Source organism: Mesorhizobium sp. M1182 (genome assembly GCF_040318335.1).
Lineage (GTDB): Bacteria > Pseudomonadota > Alphaproteobacteria > Rhizobiales > Rhizobiaceae > Mesorhizobium.
The window spans coordinates 32,533-48,204 of record NZ_JAMYMD010000010.1 but is presented as its reverse complement, the minus strand read 5'-3'; the positions used below and the strand labels follow the sequence as shown (position 1 = coordinate 48,204).

17 protein-coding genes are annotated in these 15,672 nt (G+C 64.2%); 10 read left to right on the top strand and 7 right to left on the bottom strand.

Annotated features, from left to right (window positions below; genetic code table 11):
- Window positions 1–21: 21 nt before the first annotated feature.
- Window positions 22–498, bottom strand: coding sequence for an Hsp20 family protein (locus NKH33_RS14525; protein WP_352472122.1), 477 nt, complete (start codon window positions 496–498; stop codon window positions 22–24).
- A gap of 344 nt (window positions 499–842) precedes the next feature.
- On the opposite strand from NKH33_RS14525, the gene NKH33_RS14520 reads away from it, so the two are divergent.
- Together NKH33_RS14520 and NKH33_RS14515 are read left to right on the top strand one after the other, a co-directional pair.
- The gene (locus NKH33_RS14520) at window positions 843–1,055 is read left to right on the top strand and encodes a hypothetical protein (protein WP_245274651.1); all 213 of its coding nucleotides are present in this window, start codon (window positions 843–845) and stop codon (window positions 1,053–1,055) included.
- Window positions 1,056–1,192: 137 nt separating this feature from the next.
- The gene (locus tag NKH33_RS14515; protein WP_352541165.1) at window positions 1,193–1,462 is read left to right on the top strand and encodes a DUF982 domain-containing protein; all 270 of its coding nucleotides are present in this window, start codon (window positions 1,193–1,195) and stop codon (window positions 1,460–1,462) included.
- 115 nt (window positions 1,463–1,577) lie between these two features.
- Here the strand turns inward: NKH33_RS14515 and NKH33_RS14510 are convergent, their stop codons facing one another.
- Window positions 1,578–1,847 (bottom strand): usg protein, encoded by a 270-nt coding sequence (locus tag NKH33_RS14510; protein ID WP_352457304.1) that lies wholly within the window; start codon window positions 1,845–1,847, stop codon window positions 1,578–1,580.
- A gap of 339 nt (window positions 1,848–2,186) precedes the next feature.
- On the opposite strand from NKH33_RS14510, the gene NKH33_RS14505 reads away from it, so the two are divergent.
- The 4 genes from NKH33_RS14505 (at window position 2,187) to NKH33_RS14490 (ending at window position 5,135) form a co-directional block, all read left to right on the top strand.
- The gene (locus NKH33_RS14505; RefSeq protein WP_352472118.1) at window positions 2,187–2,501 is read left to right on the top strand and encodes a co-chaperone GroES; all 315 of its coding nucleotides are present in this window, start codon (window positions 2,187–2,189) and stop codon (window positions 2,499–2,501) included.
- Between the two features lie 57 nt (window positions 2,502–2,558).
- Window positions 2,559–4,190 (top strand): chaperonin GroEL, encoded by a 1,632-nt coding sequence (gene groL, locus NKH33_RS14500; RefSeq protein ID WP_352501213.1) that lies wholly within the window; start codon window positions 2,559–2,561, stop codon window positions 4,188–4,190.
- A gap of 103 nt (window positions 4,191–4,293) precedes the next feature.
- On the top strand, window positions 4,294–4,509 hold the full coding sequence (locus tag NKH33_RS14495; RefSeq protein WP_254819654.1) for a hypothetical protein: 216 nt from the start codon (window positions 4,294–4,296) through the stop codon (window positions 4,507–4,509).
- Complete coding sequence (locus NKH33_RS14490) at window positions 4,506–5,135, top strand: DUF982 domain-containing protein (RefSeq protein ID WP_352920195.1); 630 nt, start codon at window positions 4,506–4,508, stop codon at window positions 5,133–5,135. The genes NKH33_RS14495 and NKH33_RS14490 overlap by 4 nt, the downstream gene beginning before the upstream one ends.
- A gap of 207 nt (window positions 5,136–5,342) precedes the next feature.
- Here NKH33_RS14490 and NKH33_RS14485 read toward each other — a convergent pair whose 3' ends face one another.
- From NKH33_RS14485 to NKH33_RS14465, 5 genes are all read right to left on the bottom strand, one after another.
- Window positions 5,343–5,840: a GNAT family N-acetyltransferase gene (locus tag NKH33_RS14485; RefSeq protein WP_352920192.1), complete on the bottom strand. Its 498-nt coding sequence runs from the start codon at window positions 5,838–5,840 to the stop codon at window positions 5,343–5,345.
- Between the two features lie 90 nt (window positions 5,841–5,930).
- Complete coding sequence (locus NKH33_RS14480) at window positions 5,931–6,299, bottom strand: endonuclease domain-containing protein (RefSeq protein WP_352472114.1); 369 nt, start codon at window positions 6,297–6,299, stop codon at window positions 5,931–5,933.
- A gap of 241 nt (window positions 6,300–6,540) precedes the next feature.
- The gene (locus NKH33_RS14475) at window positions 6,541–7,557 is read right to left on the bottom strand and encodes an ABC transporter permease (protein ID WP_254819652.1); all 1,017 of its coding nucleotides are present in this window, start codon (window positions 7,555–7,557) and stop codon (window positions 6,541–6,543) included.
- The gene (locus tag NKH33_RS14470) at window positions 7,554–9,122 is read right to left on the bottom strand and encodes a sugar ABC transporter ATP-binding protein (protein WP_352920190.1); all 1,569 of its coding nucleotides are present in this window, start codon (window positions 9,120–9,122) and stop codon (window positions 7,554–7,556) included. The genes NKH33_RS14475 and NKH33_RS14470 overlap by 4 nt, the downstream gene beginning before the upstream one ends.
- Before the next feature lie 229 nt (window positions 9,123–9,351).
- Window positions 9,352–10,302 carry a substrate-binding domain-containing protein gene (locus NKH33_RS14465; RefSeq protein ID WP_352472200.1) on the bottom strand — a complete coding sequence of 317 codons (951 nt, stop codon included), beginning with the start codon at window positions 10,300–10,302 and terminating at the stop codon, window positions 9,352–9,354.
- Between the two features lie 316 nt (window positions 10,303–10,618).
- Here NKH33_RS14465 and NKH33_RS14460 point away from each other — a divergent pair, with 316 nt between their 5' ends.
- The 4 genes from NKH33_RS14460 to NKH33_RS14445 all read left to right on the top strand — a co-directional run bounded on the left by NKH33_RS14460 (window position 10,619) and on the right by NKH33_RS14445 (window position 15,653).
- Window positions 10,619–10,843 (top strand): hypothetical protein, encoded by a 225-nt coding sequence (locus NKH33_RS14460; protein WP_352472112.1) that lies wholly within the window; start codon window positions 10,619–10,621, stop codon window positions 10,841–10,843.
- Window positions 10,844–10,930: 87 nt separating this feature from the next.
- Window positions 10,931–13,429, top strand: a complete 2,499-nt coding sequence (ligD, locus tag NKH33_RS14455; protein ID WP_352501210.1) for a DNA ligase D — start codon at window positions 10,931–10,933, stop codon at window positions 13,427–13,429.
- A 218-nt stretch (window positions 13,430–13,647) separates the two neighbouring features.
- Window positions 13,648–14,562 (top strand): non-homologous end joining protein Ku, encoded by a 915-nt coding sequence (gene ku, locus NKH33_RS14450; RefSeq protein ID WP_352773121.1) that lies wholly within the window; start codon window positions 13,648–13,650, stop codon window positions 14,560–14,562.
- Window positions 14,559–15,653, top strand: a complete 1,095-nt coding sequence (locus NKH33_RS14445; RefSeq protein WP_352920186.1) for a tetratricopeptide repeat protein — start codon at window positions 14,559–14,561, stop codon at window positions 15,651–15,653. The genes ku and NKH33_RS14445 overlap by 4 nt, the downstream gene beginning before the upstream one ends.
- The last annotated feature ends 19 nt before the right edge of the window (window positions 15,654–15,672 follow it).

Here is a 15,672-nt window from a genome sequence, read left to right as displayed (position 1 = left end):
CTCCTTTCTCGACTGGTGCATTCAGGCAGCCTGCTTGTTTGCTTCGCCCTGCGCGACCTTCGGCCCGGTCTTCGGCGAGGCGACATCGGTCGCGATGGCGATGCGCCGAGGCTTCATCTCCTCTGGCACCTCACGTACCAGATCGATGCTGAGCAGGCCGTTGTCGAGCGAGGCGCCTGCGACCTTGACGTGATCGGCAAGCTCGAAACGGCGGGTAAAGGGCCGTGTGGCGAGGCCATGATGCAGATACTCCGTGTTGTCCGGCTCCTTGTGCTGGCCGGAGACAATCAGGAGGTTGGGTTCATGAGTGATTTCGAGGTCGTCCTCGGAAAACCCGGCTACGGCGATGGTGACGCGGTAGTTGTTCTCGCCGCTGCGCGCGATGTCATAGGGCGGCCAGGCGTCGAAGGCCTGCGGAGCATTTTCCAGCAGGTTGAAGACGCGGTCGAAGCCGATGCTCGACCGATAGAGCGGGGAAAAGTCGAATGCGGTTCTCATAGCTACATCCTCCATCGAGCAACATAGATACGAGGGGCGCCAAAGAGCTGGCGCTCCCTGGTTCCGCCGGCCCCATTTCGGCGACCGGTGCCTTCGATCTGGTTATTGTCCGCCGCAAGTCAAGACCCGGTGGCTCTCGCGTTGCCGGTTTTTCGGGCCGGTTTTCGGTCGGTTCGGCGAGGCTGCCAATCTCGCCACAAGTGGGGAGATGTCCGGCAGGAGATTGCCTGTTGGTTTCAATTGCCAACGCTGACTTCCCCGGCCGGTTATTGTCTGCAGCAGGTCAAGATCCAGATTTCTTGTGTTGCCGGGCCCGTTCCCGGCACTCGCAGATGGAGCTGACCATGACACGCGACGAGATCATTTCTGTGCTGGGCCCGGTCGACGAAGCCGTGATCGCCGACATTGCGGCGACGGACGGGACGGTCCAGGAATTGCGCGAGGCCCTGGCCTGGATCGCCGCCGACGAGGCGCTGGTGAACGAGGGCCGACCGCTGCCGACGGCAAGGGTAGCGACGCTGATCGAACTGCTGCAAGGGCCGGACGAGGAGGAATAACCGGCTGCTGCCGCGATGCTCTTGAACCGCGCAAAGGGACGAACCATGTCCTTCAGCGGCGCCGGCCGGCCGCCGGTGCCGCCAGCATAACGTTGCTTGCTCAAACAAGAAGACGATCAGAAAACAAGGAGGAAGTGATGGACGACGTCCGCTTCGCCGAGCCGATCACGTTGAAATTCCAATCCAGCGAGCGCAAGGTCGCCAGCAGTTGGGAAGCCATCGAATGCATGCGCCAGCAGTGGCCGGACCGTGCACGCGGCCGGAGCTGGCGCGCCGCCTATCGGACCTGCCGCGACGCGCTCGACGGCTGGCGCACCGCGCGTGATGCGCGCAAGGCCTTCGTCAGGGCGGCGCGCAAGGCTGGATTGCTCGCAGCGGCCCGCAAGCCTGTCGACCACGCCGGCTAGTCCGGACGCCCTCCGATATTGTGAGATCCAAAACAAAGTGGGGGAGAGTCAGCTACCCCTCTCCCCCGCTTCGGAGGCACTTTGTTTGCTGTCTGGCGGCAGATCGGCTTGCTCCTCAGTGGACGGTGATAATGCCATTTACGGCCCGCCATTCGGACGGTTGGATCAGACGGTGATGAGCCACGCGCACCGAATGCAGCGGGCCTTCGATCTCGCGCTCCCAGAAATCGAGGAAATGCTTCAGCGTCGGGAAATCAGGGGCGATATCGTATTCCTGCCAGATATAGAGCTGAAGCAGGCTTCGATGATCGGGCAGGCGGTAGTGGATCTCCGCCGTGGTGAGGCCAAACCCTTGCATCTGGAGCTGAAAGTCCCTGCTGGTCATGCAATCCTTCCTTTCCCAATGAACCTCGGTCTGCAAAACGCCTCGCCTTCCACATAGGTTCCAGCCGCCGGCAAGCGGCTCAGGAGACGGACAGATTTGGAAATCCGGCCGGGTCATCGCGCCGGAAACGGCGAATGTGCGAACAATTACAGCGTATTGGCACTCTCAGGTGTCGAGTGCTAAAATTTTTGCATGATCCTCTTGAAAGCTGAAAAAAGCGCGACTAGTTCGTATGCGCGCGATGCCTGAAGAAGAGATCGCGCACCCCGTGCCGGGCCGATATTGCCGGTGCGGTCAGGAGGATGTTCGAAGATCTGTTTGTCCCGAGAGGAGAACGACATGGCGTTCCGTCCATTGCATGACCGCATCCTGGTCCGCCGCATCGAGGTCGACGAAAAGACCGCGGGCGGCATCATCATCCCCGACACCGCCAAGGAGAAGCCGCAGGAGGGCGAGGTCATTGCCGCCGGTCCGGGCGCGCGCGACGACAGCGGCCAATTGCAGCCGCTCGACGTCAAGGTCGGCGACCGCATTTTGTTCGGCAAATGGTCCGGCACCGAGATCAAGCTCAATGGCGAGGATCTGCTCATCATGAAAGAGAGCGACGTGCTGGGCGTGATCGAAGCCACGGGCGAGATGAAGAGGGCTGCCTGAGCGGGGCCTGAACAAGCATTCCAGTCAACGAAAAGCTGCCTATCGAGGAGTGTTCCAATGGCTGCCAAAGATGTGAAATTTCATACCGAAGCCCGCGAGAAGATGTTACGCGGTGTCGATATGCTTGCCAATGCGGTGAAGGTGACGCTCGGTCCCAAGGGCCGCAACGTTGTCTTCGACAAATCGTTCGGCGCGCCGCGCATCACCAAGGACGGCGTGACGGTGGCAAAAGAGATCGAGCTCGAGGACAAGTTCGAGAACATGGGCGCTCAGATGGTCCGCGAAGTTGCTTCGAAGACCAGCGACACCGCAGGCGATGGCACCACGACCGCGACGATTCTTGCTCAGGCCATTGTCAGGGAAGGGGCCAAGGCGGTCGCTGCCGGCATGAACCCGATGGATTTGAAGCGCGGCATCGACAAGGCGGTCGACGCCGTGGTCGCCGACCTGAAATCCAATGCCCGCAAGGTGACCAGGAACGACGAAATCGCTCAGGTCGGCGCCATCTCTGCCAATGGCGATGCCGAGATCGGCCGCTTCCTCGCAGAGGCGATGGAAAAGGTTGGCAATGAGGGTGTCATCACTGTCGAGGAAGCGAAGACCGCTGAGACCGAGTTGGAAGTGGTCGAAGGCATGCAGTTCGACCGTGGCTACCTCTCGCCCTATTTCATCACCAATCAGGATAAGATGCGCGTCGAACTCGAAGAACCCTATGTGCTGATCCACGAGAAGAAGCTGTCCAACCTGCAGGCCATGCTTCCTGTGCTCGAAGCCGCCGTGCAATCCGGCAAGCCGCTGTTGATCATCGCCGAGGACGTCGAGGGCGAGGCGCTGGCGACGCTGGTCGTCAACAAGCTGCGCGGCGGCCTTAAGGTCGCGGCCGTCAAGGCACCGGGCTTCGGCGATCGCCGCAAGGCCATGCTGGAGGATATTGCCATCCTGACCGGCGGCACGGCGATCTCGGAGGACCTCGGCATCAAGCTCGAGAACGTCACACTGGAGATGCTCGGCCGCGCCAAGAAGGTGCTGATCGAGAAGGAGAACACCACCATCGTCGACGGCGCCGGCCGCAAGGATGAAATCCATGCGCGCATCAGCCAGATCAAGGCGCAGATCGAGGAAACCACCTCCGACTACGACCGCGAAAAGCTGCAGGAGCGGCTGGCCAAGCTCGCCGGCGGCGTCGCCGTCATCCGTGTCGGCGGCTCGACCGAGATCGAGGTCAAGGAGCGCAAGGATCGCGTCGACGACGCCATGCACGCCACACGCGCGGCGGTTGAGGAGGGCATCCTGCCCGGCGGCGGCGTGGCGCTGCTGAGAGCGGCGAAGGCGCTCGATAATGTCGTCGTCGACAATCCCGATCAGAAGACCGGTGTCGACATCGTGCGTCGCGCCATCGAAGCGCCGGTGCGCCAGATCGCCGAGAATGCCGGCGCCGAAGGTTCGATCATCGTCGGCAAGCTGCGCGAGACGACCGACTTCGGCTATGGCTGGAACGCGCAGACCAACGAGTTCGGCGACCTCTACAGTCAAGGCGTCATCGACCCGGCCAAGGTCGTGCGCACTGCCCTGCAGGGTGCCGCCTCCGTTGCCGGCCTGCTGGTGACGACCGAGGCGATGGTGGCCGAGAAGCCGAAGAAGGAAGCTGCCGCGCCGGCCATGCCCGGCGGTGGCGGCATGGACTTCTAAGGCCAGGCTTCCAAAGCGCGACTTCGAAACGGCAGATGGACCGTGTCCGCCAAAAGCGGGCACGGTCTTGCCGGTCCGGGACTAATGCTGAGCAGGTGTTGCCATGGATATGATGGACAGTTTTGGAAAGATCGCGGCGCCGACCCGCCCGAAAAACGATTTCAACTATGAAGCCGACTGCAGGGCGGCGCTGGCGCCTTTGGTCGACGGCTTGCTGGATATGGCCGAGTCGGCCGGCTGGGACCGCCGCAAGGCGGCCTACACGCTGATGTTTCTGTCGGCTCAACGCGTGGGGGCCGGCACGGAGGAGCGCAAATGATCGCGGCGCGGATGCGCGAATGCCTGCGCCTGCTGCGTTGGTCGGAAACCGATTTCGCCGAAGAGGCGGGATACCCGCTCGCCAAGGCAAAGGCGTGGCTCTACGGGCGCGAACATCCGCCGCTGGGCGTGGCGGCCTGGCTCGAGGCGCTGGTCAAGGTGCATCGGCTGCTGCCGCGGCCGAGCATGCAAGCCGTGTTGCATTCACCGATCGACGCCGTCCTGCAGGCGGATCGAAGCGCCCGCGCGGTTGAGTTCCGCAAGCAGCCGATTGAGCCAGGAAAGGAGAGTTTCATGGATCGTGCTTCGTTCGACAAGCCAGTTACCATCCTCACCGGCCTCGGTACGCCGACGAAGATAGAAAGCGCGGCTGAGGCTTATGCACTTTTGGCTGAGTGGCCGGCAACGAGCCGGACGGCCGCGCATGACATCGCCGCCAAGGCCTGCCGGGCGGCAATGGAAGGAGAGATCGACGCCGAGACGGCGCGCGCCACCTTCGTCGCCTTCGCCCGCCGCAACGACCTGCTTGCGCCGCAGGCGAACGGGATGGTTGCCGGCGAGAGTGTTGCTGGCGCGACGGTTGCCGACTGGGCAACGCGCGCACAGCGCGTCAACGCCCCGGCCTGAGCGGTTGGAGAAGTCGCCAATCTCCCCCCTTGAGGGTCCCTTGAGGGGGAGATGTCGCCGAAGGCGACAGAGGGGGTCGGTACGTCCTGGCGCGACGCCATGTTGGACGAAAGAGAAAGTTGGCGCCTCACGCGCGGCTATCCCCTCTGGCCTGCCGGCCATCTCCCCCTCGAGGGGGGAGATTACGCGCTCAGCCGCTTTCGCCTACTAAGCCATCGGTAGCAGCCGGCGCATGATCAGCGAGGCATGGCCGCCCACCCCGTGTGCAGCCGGCCGGCGCTCGACGACCTCGAAGCCGTGCTTGCGATAGAAGGCGATTGCGCGGTCGTTGCCCCCGATCACTTCCAGGGCGATGCTGGGAATACCCGCATGCGCGGCAAGAACGGCATGCAGCAGGTCGGCGGCAAGGCCGGTGCCGTACTCTGTTTTGTCTATATGGAGCCGCTCGAGCATGACCTCGCCCTTGTCGTCCATCGCTGCCATCGCATAACCGGCGAGCGAGCCGTCAGCCCGCTCGGCGACGAAGGACATCTTGTTGTCATCCCCGAGCTCGGCCGCCAGCCGCTCCGGCGCGTGCTTCTCATCCGACAGCCGTGCCGTCGTCTCGGCACCCAGGATTGGCGAATAGGTGTGTCGCCAGGACCCTCCAAGCAGCCGCGACACCGCCGGAACGTCCTGTTCGGTCATGGTTCTTATTTGGGTCATTGGCACCTCGCCTCAGAAACCTGCCCCTTTTGAGCGGAGATGTCCGGCAAGACAGAGAGGTGCTGTCCCGCCGGCCCTGCACGGCTGAGTTCAGCGCACATCCGCGCCGGCCACCATGACTATGTGCTGGCAGACATTGTCGATATCGCGAATGACGTCGTCGTTCCAGAACCGCAGGATAGTCCAGCCCAGCGCTTCAAGCCGTGCGCTTCTGGTAGCGTCCGATATTGAGGCATCGGCCCGGGCATGCTGGGAGCCATCCAGTTCGACAATCAGCTTTTTGTCCGGGCAGGCAAAATCGACAATATGGCCTGCAATTGGCATCTGCCGCCGAAATGCCAGCCCCATGAGTCGATGCGCCCTGACCTCATTCCAGAGCTTCAGCTCGGCATCCGTCATGGCCTTGCGCATCTTGCGCGCATTGCCGCGGTTACGGGGAGGTACGGGATAGTGATTCACTACTTCTATTCCTCAGCGCGAACCTTGCCCATCTTCTCTATGCTGCGCTTGAACACCCCCCTCTGTCCTGCCGGACATCTCCCCCTCAAGGGGGGAGATTGGCAGCTTCGCCGAAAATTCTCCCTTCTTTAGAGATTGGCGAAAGCTGGAGCGACGTCCAATCTCCCCCCTTGAGGGGGAGATGTCCGGCAGGACAGAGGGGGGTGCTGGCCCGCCGACCTGGATAGGCATGGCACCTGTATCACCGCCTTACCCGCGATTTCAGCCAGCGGTCGAAGGCCACGGCGAGGATGAGGATCAGGCCGATGACGATGCTTTGCGTGTAGGACGAGACATTGTTGAACTGCAGCCCGTTCTGCAAGACGCCGATCAGTCCTGCACCGACCACCGTGCCGCCGACGCTGCCGATGCCGCCGAACAGCGAGGTGCCGCCGATGACGACCGCCGAGATCACCGTCAGCTCGTAGCCGATGCCGGCGACGGCTTCGGAGGAGTTGAGCCGCGCCGACAAAACGAAGGCGGCAAGGCCGGCGAAGAAGCCGACGATGATGTAGACCGAGATCAGGATGCGGTCGACACGCAGGCCGGAGAGTCGTGCCGCCTCGGCATTGCCGCCGACGGCATAGACCGCGCGGCCGTAACGTGTGTAGCGCAGCACGATATGGCAAAGGATCGCGGCAATCGCGAAGATGATCGCCGGCACCGGAACCGGGCCGATCAGGCCGGTACCGAACCAGCGCATCGAGGCGTCGAAGCCGGAGATCGGGCCGCCATTGGAAATCGTCAAGGTCAGGCCGCGAAACACGGTGAGGCCGCCAAGCGTGACGACGAAGGGCGGCACTTTCAGCCTGGTGATGGCAAAGCCCTGGACGCCGCCGGCCACGGCACCGACGACGACGGCCGCGAGAAGGGCGGCGAACCAGCCATAGCCCTGCGTGCCCGTTGTCGACAGCGACAGCGTGTTGGCGGTGCCGCCCTTGGCCACCACCGCCGCGACCATGCCGCAGAAGGCGAGCAGCGAGCCGACCGACAGGTCGATGCCGGCGGTGAGGATGACGAAGGTCATGCCAAGCGCGATCAGGCCGGTGATCGAGATCTGGCGCATGATGTTGAACAGGTTGATCGGGTCGATGAAGCTCGGCTTCAGCACGGTGAAGACGACGATCAGCAACGCCAGGAACATCAGTGGGCCGAAACTCATCAGCAGCCGCGCAATATTGACACCGCCGCGCTGGCTCCGTTCGGTCGTGCTGGTCATTGGGTTGCTTCCTGCTTCTGGTCGAGCGCCATCAGTTCCATCAATTTCTCCTCGGTCGCCTCGACGCCGGGCATCTCGCCGGTAATGCGCCCGCGCCGCATGGTGACGATCCTGTCCGACACCGCAAGCACTTCGGGCAGCTCGGACGAGATCATCATGATGGCGATGCCGCGCGCGGCGAGCTCCACCAGGATCTGGTGCACTTCCGCCTTGGCGCCGACATCGACGCCGCGCGTCGGTTCATCGACGATCAGTACCTTGGGATCGCGCGCCAGCCAGCGGGCAAGGATCACCTTCTGCTGGTTGCCGCCGGACAGGCCCTCGATCGCCTGCTCGGGCGAGGCCATGCGGATCGACAGCATCTTCCTGTAGTTCGCCAGCGCCTCGCGTTCGCGCCGCTCGGCCATGAAGCCGACACTGGAGTAGCGGTCGAGCGCGGCGATCGAGAAATTGGTGAGGATGGCGAGTGCTGCGAAGATTGCCTGGTGCTTGCGGTCCTCCGGCACCAGGCCGATGCCGAGCTCGATGGCGTCGGCGGGTGAGGCGGGCGCGATCGGCTTGCCGTCGAGCCTGATGGTGCCGGCGGCAATGCGGTCGGCGCCGAAGATGGCGCGGGCGAGCTCGGTGCGGCCGGAGCCGACGAGCCCGGCGACGCCGAGGATTTCGCCCGCCTTGAGGTCGAGATCGACGCCTTCGAGCACGATGGCGTGCGGCGCCTGCGGATCGCGCACCGTGCGCAGGCCGCGCACCGAGAGCCGGACGTCGCCGGCGACGTCGCGCTGCGTCGGCCTGGCATAGAGCTCGGAAGCGGCGCGGCCGACCATCTTCTCGATGATCTTCGGCAGTTTGATCGGCCCGCCTTCGCGGTCGAGATGGCCGGCCAGCCTGCCGTCGCGCAGCACCGTCATGCGGTCGCAGATCGCCGAGGCCTCCTCCAGCCGGTGGGTGACGAACATGATGGCGACGCCATCCTTGCGCAGCCGGTCCATGATCGACATCAGCCTGTGCACTTCGGTTTCGGTCAGCGCAGAGGTCGGCTCGTCCATGATGATCAAGCGGCTCTTCAGCGACAGCGCGCGGGCGATCTCGACCAGCTGCTGCTCGGCCACCGACAGCGCCGACACCGGCGTCGCCGGGTCGAGGTCGAGGCCGACGCGGGCGATGATCGCGCGTGAGTCTTCCACCATCTTTCGCCAGCTGACCAGCCCGAACCGGCCGAGCGGCGCGCGACCGATGAAGATATTCTCCGCTACCGTCAGCGTCGGGATCAGGCTCAGTTCCTGGTAGATTGTTACGATGCCGTGGCGCTTGGCATCCTGCGGATTGTGCGGGCTGAATTCGACCCCATCGAAGACGATGCGGCCGCTGGACGGCGGCATCACGCCGGACAGGATCTTGAGCAGCGTCGATTTGCCGGCTCCGTTCTCGCCGAGCAGGCCGAGAATCTCGCCGGGGCGGACTTCGAGCGAAACGTCGTTCAGCGCGGTGACGCCGGCAAAGCGCTTGGTCACGCCCTCGACGGTGAGCAGGGCGGGAGAGGGCGCGATGGCGGCTGCCTTGGGCAAAGTTTGCTCCTGGATTGCGATTGTCGGCGGGTCAGCGCCCCCCTCTGTCCTACCGGACATCTCCCCCACGAGGGGGGAGATTGGATGTCTTTCGCCAATCTTCCTGCGTTGCAGAAAAGGCGCCATCGGCGAAGCTTCCGATCTCCCCCCAAGTGGGGGAGATGCCCGGCAGGGCAGAGGGGGGCGCGACAGAATGCTACTTTTGCCGCTGCGCGCCCTTTGTGCAACCTCACTTCGTCTCGCCCAGCCTCTCTGCCTTGTCGAGATTGTCCTTGCCGATGACGATCGGCGTCAAAAGCACCAGCTTTTCCTTCGGCTCGGTCTTGTCCCTGGCGTAGGCGACCGCGATCTGCACCGCAGTGCGCGATTGTTCGCCGGGGAATTGCTCGACCGTTCCGGCCAGCTTGCCGTCGCGCACGGCGACCAGCGCTTCGGGAAGCGCGTCGAAGCCGTAGATCTTGACGTCGGTGAAGTTGCGCGCCGCGCAGGCTTCAACCGCGCCAAGCGCCATGTCGTCATTGGCGCAGATGATCGCGTCGGGCTTGCCGTTGGCGGCAAGGCCGGCCTCGGTGACGGACAGCGCCTCGGCGCGGGCGAAGTTGGCGGTCTGCTCGAAGATGATCTGGTACTTGTCCTTCATCGGATCGAGGACGTTGTGCACACCCTTGTTGCGGTCGATCGCCGGGCCGGCACCGGGCTGGCCCTGCAGATGGAATATCTTGGCGCCGTTCGGGAACGCCGCCACCATGGCCTTGGCTTCAGCCTCGCCGCCCTTGACGTTGTCGGCGCCGACATGGGCAAGGATGCCCTCGACGCCTTCGACACGGCGGTCGATGGTGACGACGGGAACGCCGGCCTTGACCGCTTCCTCGATGGCTGGGGCAAGCGCGTTGACGTCGAGCGGCGAGATGACGATGGCGTTGACCTTCTGCACGAGCGCCGCTTCGATATCGGCGGTCTGCTTGGGCGCCGAGTTCTGGCCGTCGCTTTCGACCAGGTTGACGCCCTGCGCCTGGGCTTCCGCCTTGATCTGGTTCAGCATGTGCACGAAGAACGGAAAGCCGAGGCTCGGCACCGAACCCAGGATGGTCAGCTTGTCCTGGGCAAAAGCCAGTTGCGGGGCGGCCAGCGCTAAAGCGCCCATCGCCGCGGTCGACAGCAGGAATTCACGTCTGTTGATCAATTTAGTCTCCTCCCAGATGAGCGCACGACCCGAAACCGGAATGGGTTTTCCGGAAGGTTCCTTGCGTCGATTCAAAAATGGAGTGTCCTTCGAGCGCCCAACTCGTGTTTGAAGGGACGCAACGGCGCTCCAGCCGGTCCACCGCGACGTTCTCCTCCGCTCGGTGCCTGCCGGCGGATGCTAGCCAAGGCCGGAGCTTTGCGCAAGAACACGCTACCGCGCGCGGCTCGCAGCGACCGCCAAATTGACAGCCGACACGCTCTCGGCCATCCTTAAGGCACGCCGCCTTGCGGCTTGTGCGTGAGTAACCAGCATGGCCAGTTCCGTCGCCAGTCAGAAATCCAAGCGCGCCGCGGTGCGGAACGCGCTCGACCGCCACAAGGTGTACATCACCGCGCAGCGTTTTTCGGCCGGCAGCTACAGCGCGCGGGTGCTGGTCAACGGCGAGGCCTATTGGGTCGACGAATTCCGGCTCAGCCAGCTGCAGCAGGGCCTGTCGCCGGCCGAGCTCGAATTGACGCCGGCCACCGACGATTGAGCGGCATGACGCCGACCTGCCGCATGCTGACAAAATGATTCAAGACATGCGCATCAAGCCGTTGTTTTTGCGCAAGAGCATGTGGCCGTGACCGCCCCGCCAAAGCTCAAGGCCTATCGCGCCAAGCGCGAGTTCACGAGGACGCCGGAACCCGCCGGCGGGCTGGTTGCCGGGGAAGGCAACCGCTTCGTCGTTCACAAGCACCACGCCACCGCCGACCACTACGACCTTCGCCTGCAGGTCGGCGACGTGCTGAAGAGCTGGGCGGTGCCGCGCGGCCCGTCGCTCAACCCCGCCGACAAACGGCTGGCGGTCGAGACCGAGGACCATCCGCTCGAGTATATCGACTTCGAAGGTGTCATTCCCGAAGGCGAATATGGCGGCGGGCCGATGATCGTCTGGGACACCGGCGTCTGGGCGCCGATGGACGATGTCGAGAAGAGCCTGCGCACCGGTTCCTTCAAGTTCCGCCTCGCCGGCGAAAAGCTGAATGGCGGCTGGATGCTGACGCGGCTGAAACCGAAGCCCGGCGAGGATGCGGGCAAGAAGAACTGGCTGCTGTTCAAGGAGCGCGATCTCGCCGCCGACGCCAAGCTCGACATACTGGAAGCCCGGCCGGAAAGCGTCAAATCCGGACGCCGCATTGAGGAACTGGCGGCAACGCCGAAGCCGGCCGCCAAGCCTGCCAGGCCGGTGGTGCTGAAGCCAGGTGCTTTGCCGGGCGCCGTCAAGGCGCCGCTGCCCACCCGCATCGAGCCGCAACTGGCGACGCAGGTTTCGAAACCGCCGGGCGGCGATGACCCAGCGGCCCGAACGGGCGAAGTCTGGCTGCACGAGATCAAATTCGATGGCTACCGCACCATGGCGCATCTCGCTAACGGCGCAGTCAGGCTGATCACCCGCGCCGGCCTCGACTGGACGAAGCGCTATGGCGACCTGCCGCTTGCCTTCGCCAGGCTGCCGTGCCGCGAGGCGATCATCGACGGCGAGGTCGTCGCGCTCGACGCCAAGGGCATCAGCCGCTTTGCCCTTTTGCAGAATGCGCTGGCCGAAGGCGCCGGCAACAAGCTCCACTTCTACGCCTTCGATCTTCTGTATCTCGACGGCTGGGACCTGAGACAAGCGCCGCTCCGCCGGCGCAAGGCGCTGCTTTCGCAATTGCTGTCCGGTCTCGGCGCCAATTCGGCCATCCAGCTCAGCGATCATGTCGAAGGAGACGGCCAGGCACTTTATGACCAGGCGTCCGAGATGGGGCTCGAGGGTGTCGTCTCCAAGCGCGCCACGGCAATCTACCAGAGCGGCCGTACCAAGACCTGGACCAAGACCAAGGCGCTTCAGACCGGCGACTTCGTCATCGCCGGCTACACAGTTTCCGACGCGGCCGAGGGGCTGGCTGCACTTGGCCTCGGCGAATTCGAGGACGGCGAGCTGCACTATCGCGGCAAGGTCGGCACCGGCTTCGATGCGGGAACCGCCGGCGAATTGCTGGCCAGGCTGGAGCCGCTAAGGGCGGGTGCATCCGCGCCAGAAGGCGTTCCGCGCGAAATCATGCGCGAGATGAAATGGGTGCGGCCGCTGCTTTCGGCGCATATCCACTACGCCAACCGGACCACCGACAATGCGCTGCGCCATGCGGTGTTCCGCGGCCTGCGCGACGTCGGCCTGTCGACGCCGGTTTCGGCCAAGCGCAAGCGGCTGATCGCCGAGGCCGACCTCGCCACCATCTGGGTGACCAACCCGACGCGGCGGCTGTTCGGCAAGACCGGCCCGACCAAGCTCGACATTGCCGTCTATTATGCGCTGGTCGGCGATTTCATGCTGCCGCACATTCTCGGCCGGCCGGTGTCGCTGGTGCGCTGCCCGACCGGCAGGCCGCAGGACTGTTTCTTCCAGCGCCACGCCTTCACCGGCATGCCGTCATCCGTGGCGACTTTCGAAGCGACCAATTCGGAGGGCGAGACCAAATCCTATCTCTCGGTGGAAGACGCCAAGGGCTATCTGGCCCTGGCGCAGTTCGGTGTCGTCGAGTTCCACACCTGGGGCACCCATCGCACGCGGCTCGACAAGCCGGACCTGGTCGTTTTCGACCTCGACCCGGGCGAGGGGATCGCCTGGCGCGAGGTGGTTGAGGCGGCGGTGCACATTAAGGGCGAGCTGGAAGCGCTAGGGCTGGTGCCGTTCGCCAAGACGTCCGGCGGCCACGGCATCCACATATCAGTACCGGTGACGCAAAAGCAGAACTGGAAGAAATTGCACCAGGCGACCAGCGCCATCTCGACGCATCTTGCCGCCACCGCGCCCGACACTTTCACCACCACCATGGGCAAGGATAACCGCAAGCGGCGCATCTTCATCGATTATCACCGCAATGCGCGCGGCCACACCTCGGCGGCTCCCTATTCGCTGCGCGCCCGCACCAATTTGCCGGCCTCGACGCCGGTGAGCTGGAGCGACCTGGCGACCATCGATGCCCCGCAGGATCTGAATTATTCGTCACTGCCGGGCCTGCTGGCGACGTCAGGCGACCCTTGGGCCGACATGGAAGATTTCGCCCGGGATTTGCCGGTGATGGGCACTGCGAGATAGTCCCGCGGGCGCGGCCCCAGACTCCATCGACGCTCCGGAAAATTTGAATTATTCTTCGCCACGGACCTCTTACCTGCAGGGGCTCCGGCGGAGGAAGATTTCGCTAGGGATTTGCCGGTATTGTAAGGGCAATGTAGGATTTCGGCAGCCGCATTCGTCCTCCGGACGAATGAACGCTGCGAACAGTTCGACAGCACAAGGCCGCGTAGGAGTATTTCATGGCGCCCAGGGCAAGTTGGAAAGGTTACCTCAAGCTCAGTCTGGTCAGCTGTCCGGTCCGGCTCTATCCGGCGACGAGCGCCAGCGAGCGCATCAGCTTCAACCAGCTGCACAAGAAGACGCACAACCGCATCAACATGAAGCCGGTCGACCCCGAGCTCGGGCTGGTCGAGCGTTCGGACCTGGTCAAGGGCTACGAATACGAGGACAAGCAGTACATCATCATCGAGGACTCCGATCTCGATGCGGTGCGCATCGAATCCAACCATACGATGAACATCGAGGCTTTTGTCGACGAGCATTCGGTCGACGTCATCTATCAGGACGCGCCCTATTACCTGGCGCCGGACGGCGCAATGGCCGAGGAGACCTTTGCCGTGTTGCGCGAAGCGATGCGCAAATCCGGCAAGCTGGCGATCGCCCGCCTGGTGCTGTCCAGCCGCGAGCGCGTGGTGACGATCGGCGCGCGCGAGAACGGCATGTTCGTCTGCACCTTGAGGAATCCGAACGAAGTGCGTGGCACGGCTGAATATTTCGGCAATATCCCGGCCGGAAACCCCGATCCCGAAATGCTGCAATTGGCCGAAGCGCTGATCAAGCAGAAGGAAACCACCTTCGATCCGAAGAATTACGAGGACCGCTACGAGATCGCGCTGATGGCGATGATCCGCGAGAAGCTGAAGGGCCATAAGCCGATCATCGCGGCGGCCCCCGAGCGCGGCAATGTCATCAATCTCATGGATGCGCTGAAGGCGAGCCTGTCGCAATCGGCCAAGCCGCCGGCCAAGTCGAAGAGCAAGGCCGATGAAACGGCCAAGCCCGCGGCGAAATCCGCCAAGGCCAGCGCCGCCGCGGTCAAGGAAAACCCGCTCAAGGCGAACCTTCTCAAAGCCGTCGGCAAGAGCAAGGCGTGACGGCTCTCGCCGGCACGGTCTTCGGCATCGTCGGCGCGCTGGCGGCCTTTCCGCTCAGGCTGGCGGCGCGCGAGGTCGAGCGCCAGTACGGCCAGTTGCGGCGCGGCGTCACTCGGCGCACCACACATGTCGTGTTGGGCCGCAAGTTGCTCGCCAAAGCCGGCGATGGCGAGATCGAGCGTCGCGCTGCTGCGGAGCGCGCGGCCGGGCGCAAGCTGGTCAGCGAGAACGGCTTCCTGCGCCTGCTCGGCCTGATGAAAGCGCCGGAGGCTTCGGCGCTGTCGCGGCAGTCGCTGATCGACCAGTCGCGGCTGACCGGCGCGGATCTCGACCTTTTGTCGCTGTTCGATGCCTTCGAGCATGATTGCGAACCGTATTCCTTTCGCGACCTGATCCTCGCCCGCAAATATGCCGGGCTGGTTGCCGGCGGCGCCTCGTGGGGGGCGATTGCGCGCTCGGTGCACCGCTCGGGCCCGGTCGCCTCGCTCACCGCCAAGTCGCTCGCCGTCGGCTCGCAGCATGGGCGGGCCGACGCGATCTATCTCGAGGGAGGCCAGAGCGAACTCGACGGCCAGCTGCTGTTCGATCTGGGAACGCAGGATGACGACACGCTGGAAGAGCTGTTCGCCGATGCCGAGGCGGCGGAAGGGGCTGAAGACCACGAGCAGGCGGCGGCGCTCTACCAGCGCTGCCTGGCCATCGACCCAAGCGATGCCATCGCCGCCTTCAACCGCGCCAACTGCCTGCGCGCCGCCGGCCACGCGGCCGAGGCGGCGCACGACTATGCCCGCGCCATAAAGCTCGATCCCGGCTTCGTCGAGGCCTGGTTCAATCTCGCCGGGCTGATGAGCGAAGAGGGGCGGGTAGCCTCGGCGCGCCGCCATTTGCTGAAGGCGATCGCACTCGATCCCAATTATGCCGACGCGGTGTTCAACCTTGCCAGGCTGGAGTTCGACGCCGGCAATCTCGCCGAGGCGCGGCGTCGCTGGGTGCGCTACCTCGAGCTCGACGCCAATTCCGAATGGGCGCGCACGGCGGGCAAGGGGATACAGTTCGTGGATTTGCAGCTGGCGCGGATGTCGGCGGGATAGGTGGTAGCGCCTCCTTCTC

What these genes read in the sequence shown, in the direction of transcription:
- NKH33_RS14525 (WP_352472122.1), bottom strand. Translation starts at nt 498, where the DNA reads ATGAGAACCGCATTCGACTTTTCCCCGCTCTATCGGTCGAGCATCGGC.
- NKH33_RS14520 (WP_245274651.1), top strand. Translation starts at nt 843, where the DNA reads ATGACACGCGACGAGATCATTTCTGTGCTGGGCCCGGTCGACGAAGCC.
- NKH33_RS14515 (WP_352541165.1), top strand. Translation starts at nt 1,193, where the DNA reads ATGGACGACGTCCGCTTCGCCGAGCCGATCACGTTGAAATTCCAATCC.
- NKH33_RS14510 (WP_352457304.1), bottom strand. Translation starts at nt 1,847, where the DNA reads ATGACCAGCAGGGACTTTCAGCTCCAGATGCAAGGGTTTGGCCTCACC.
- NKH33_RS14505 (WP_352472118.1), top strand. Translation starts at nt 2,187, where the DNA reads ATGGCGTTCCGTCCATTGCATGACCGCATCCTGGTCCGCCGCATCGAG.
- groL (WP_352501213.1), top strand. Translation starts at nt 2,559, where the DNA reads ATGGCTGCCAAAGATGTGAAATTTCATACCGAAGCCCGCGAGAAGATG.
- NKH33_RS14495 (WP_254819654.1), top strand. Translation starts at nt 4,294, where the DNA reads ATGGATATGATGGACAGTTTTGGAAAGATCGCGGCGCCGACCCGCCCG.
- NKH33_RS14490 (WP_352920195.1), top strand. Translation starts at nt 4,506, where the DNA reads ATGATCGCGGCGCGGATGCGCGAATGCCTGCGCCTGCTGCGTTGGTCG.
- NKH33_RS14485 (WP_352920192.1), bottom strand. Translation starts at nt 5,840, where the DNA reads ATGACCCAAATAAGAACCATGACCGAACAGGACGTTCCGGCGGTGTCG.
- NKH33_RS14475 (WP_254819652.1), bottom strand. Translation starts at nt 7,557, where the DNA reads ATGACCAGCACGACCGAACGGAGCCAGCGCGGCGGTGTCAATATTGCG.
- NKH33_RS14460 (WP_352472112.1), top strand. Translation starts at nt 10,619, where the DNA reads ATGGCCAGTTCCGTCGCCAGTCAGAAATCCAAGCGCGCCGCGGTGCGG.
- ku (WP_352773121.1), top strand. Translation starts at nt 13,648, where the DNA reads ATGGCGCCCAGGGCAAGTTGGAAAGGTTACCTCAAGCTCAGTCTGGTC.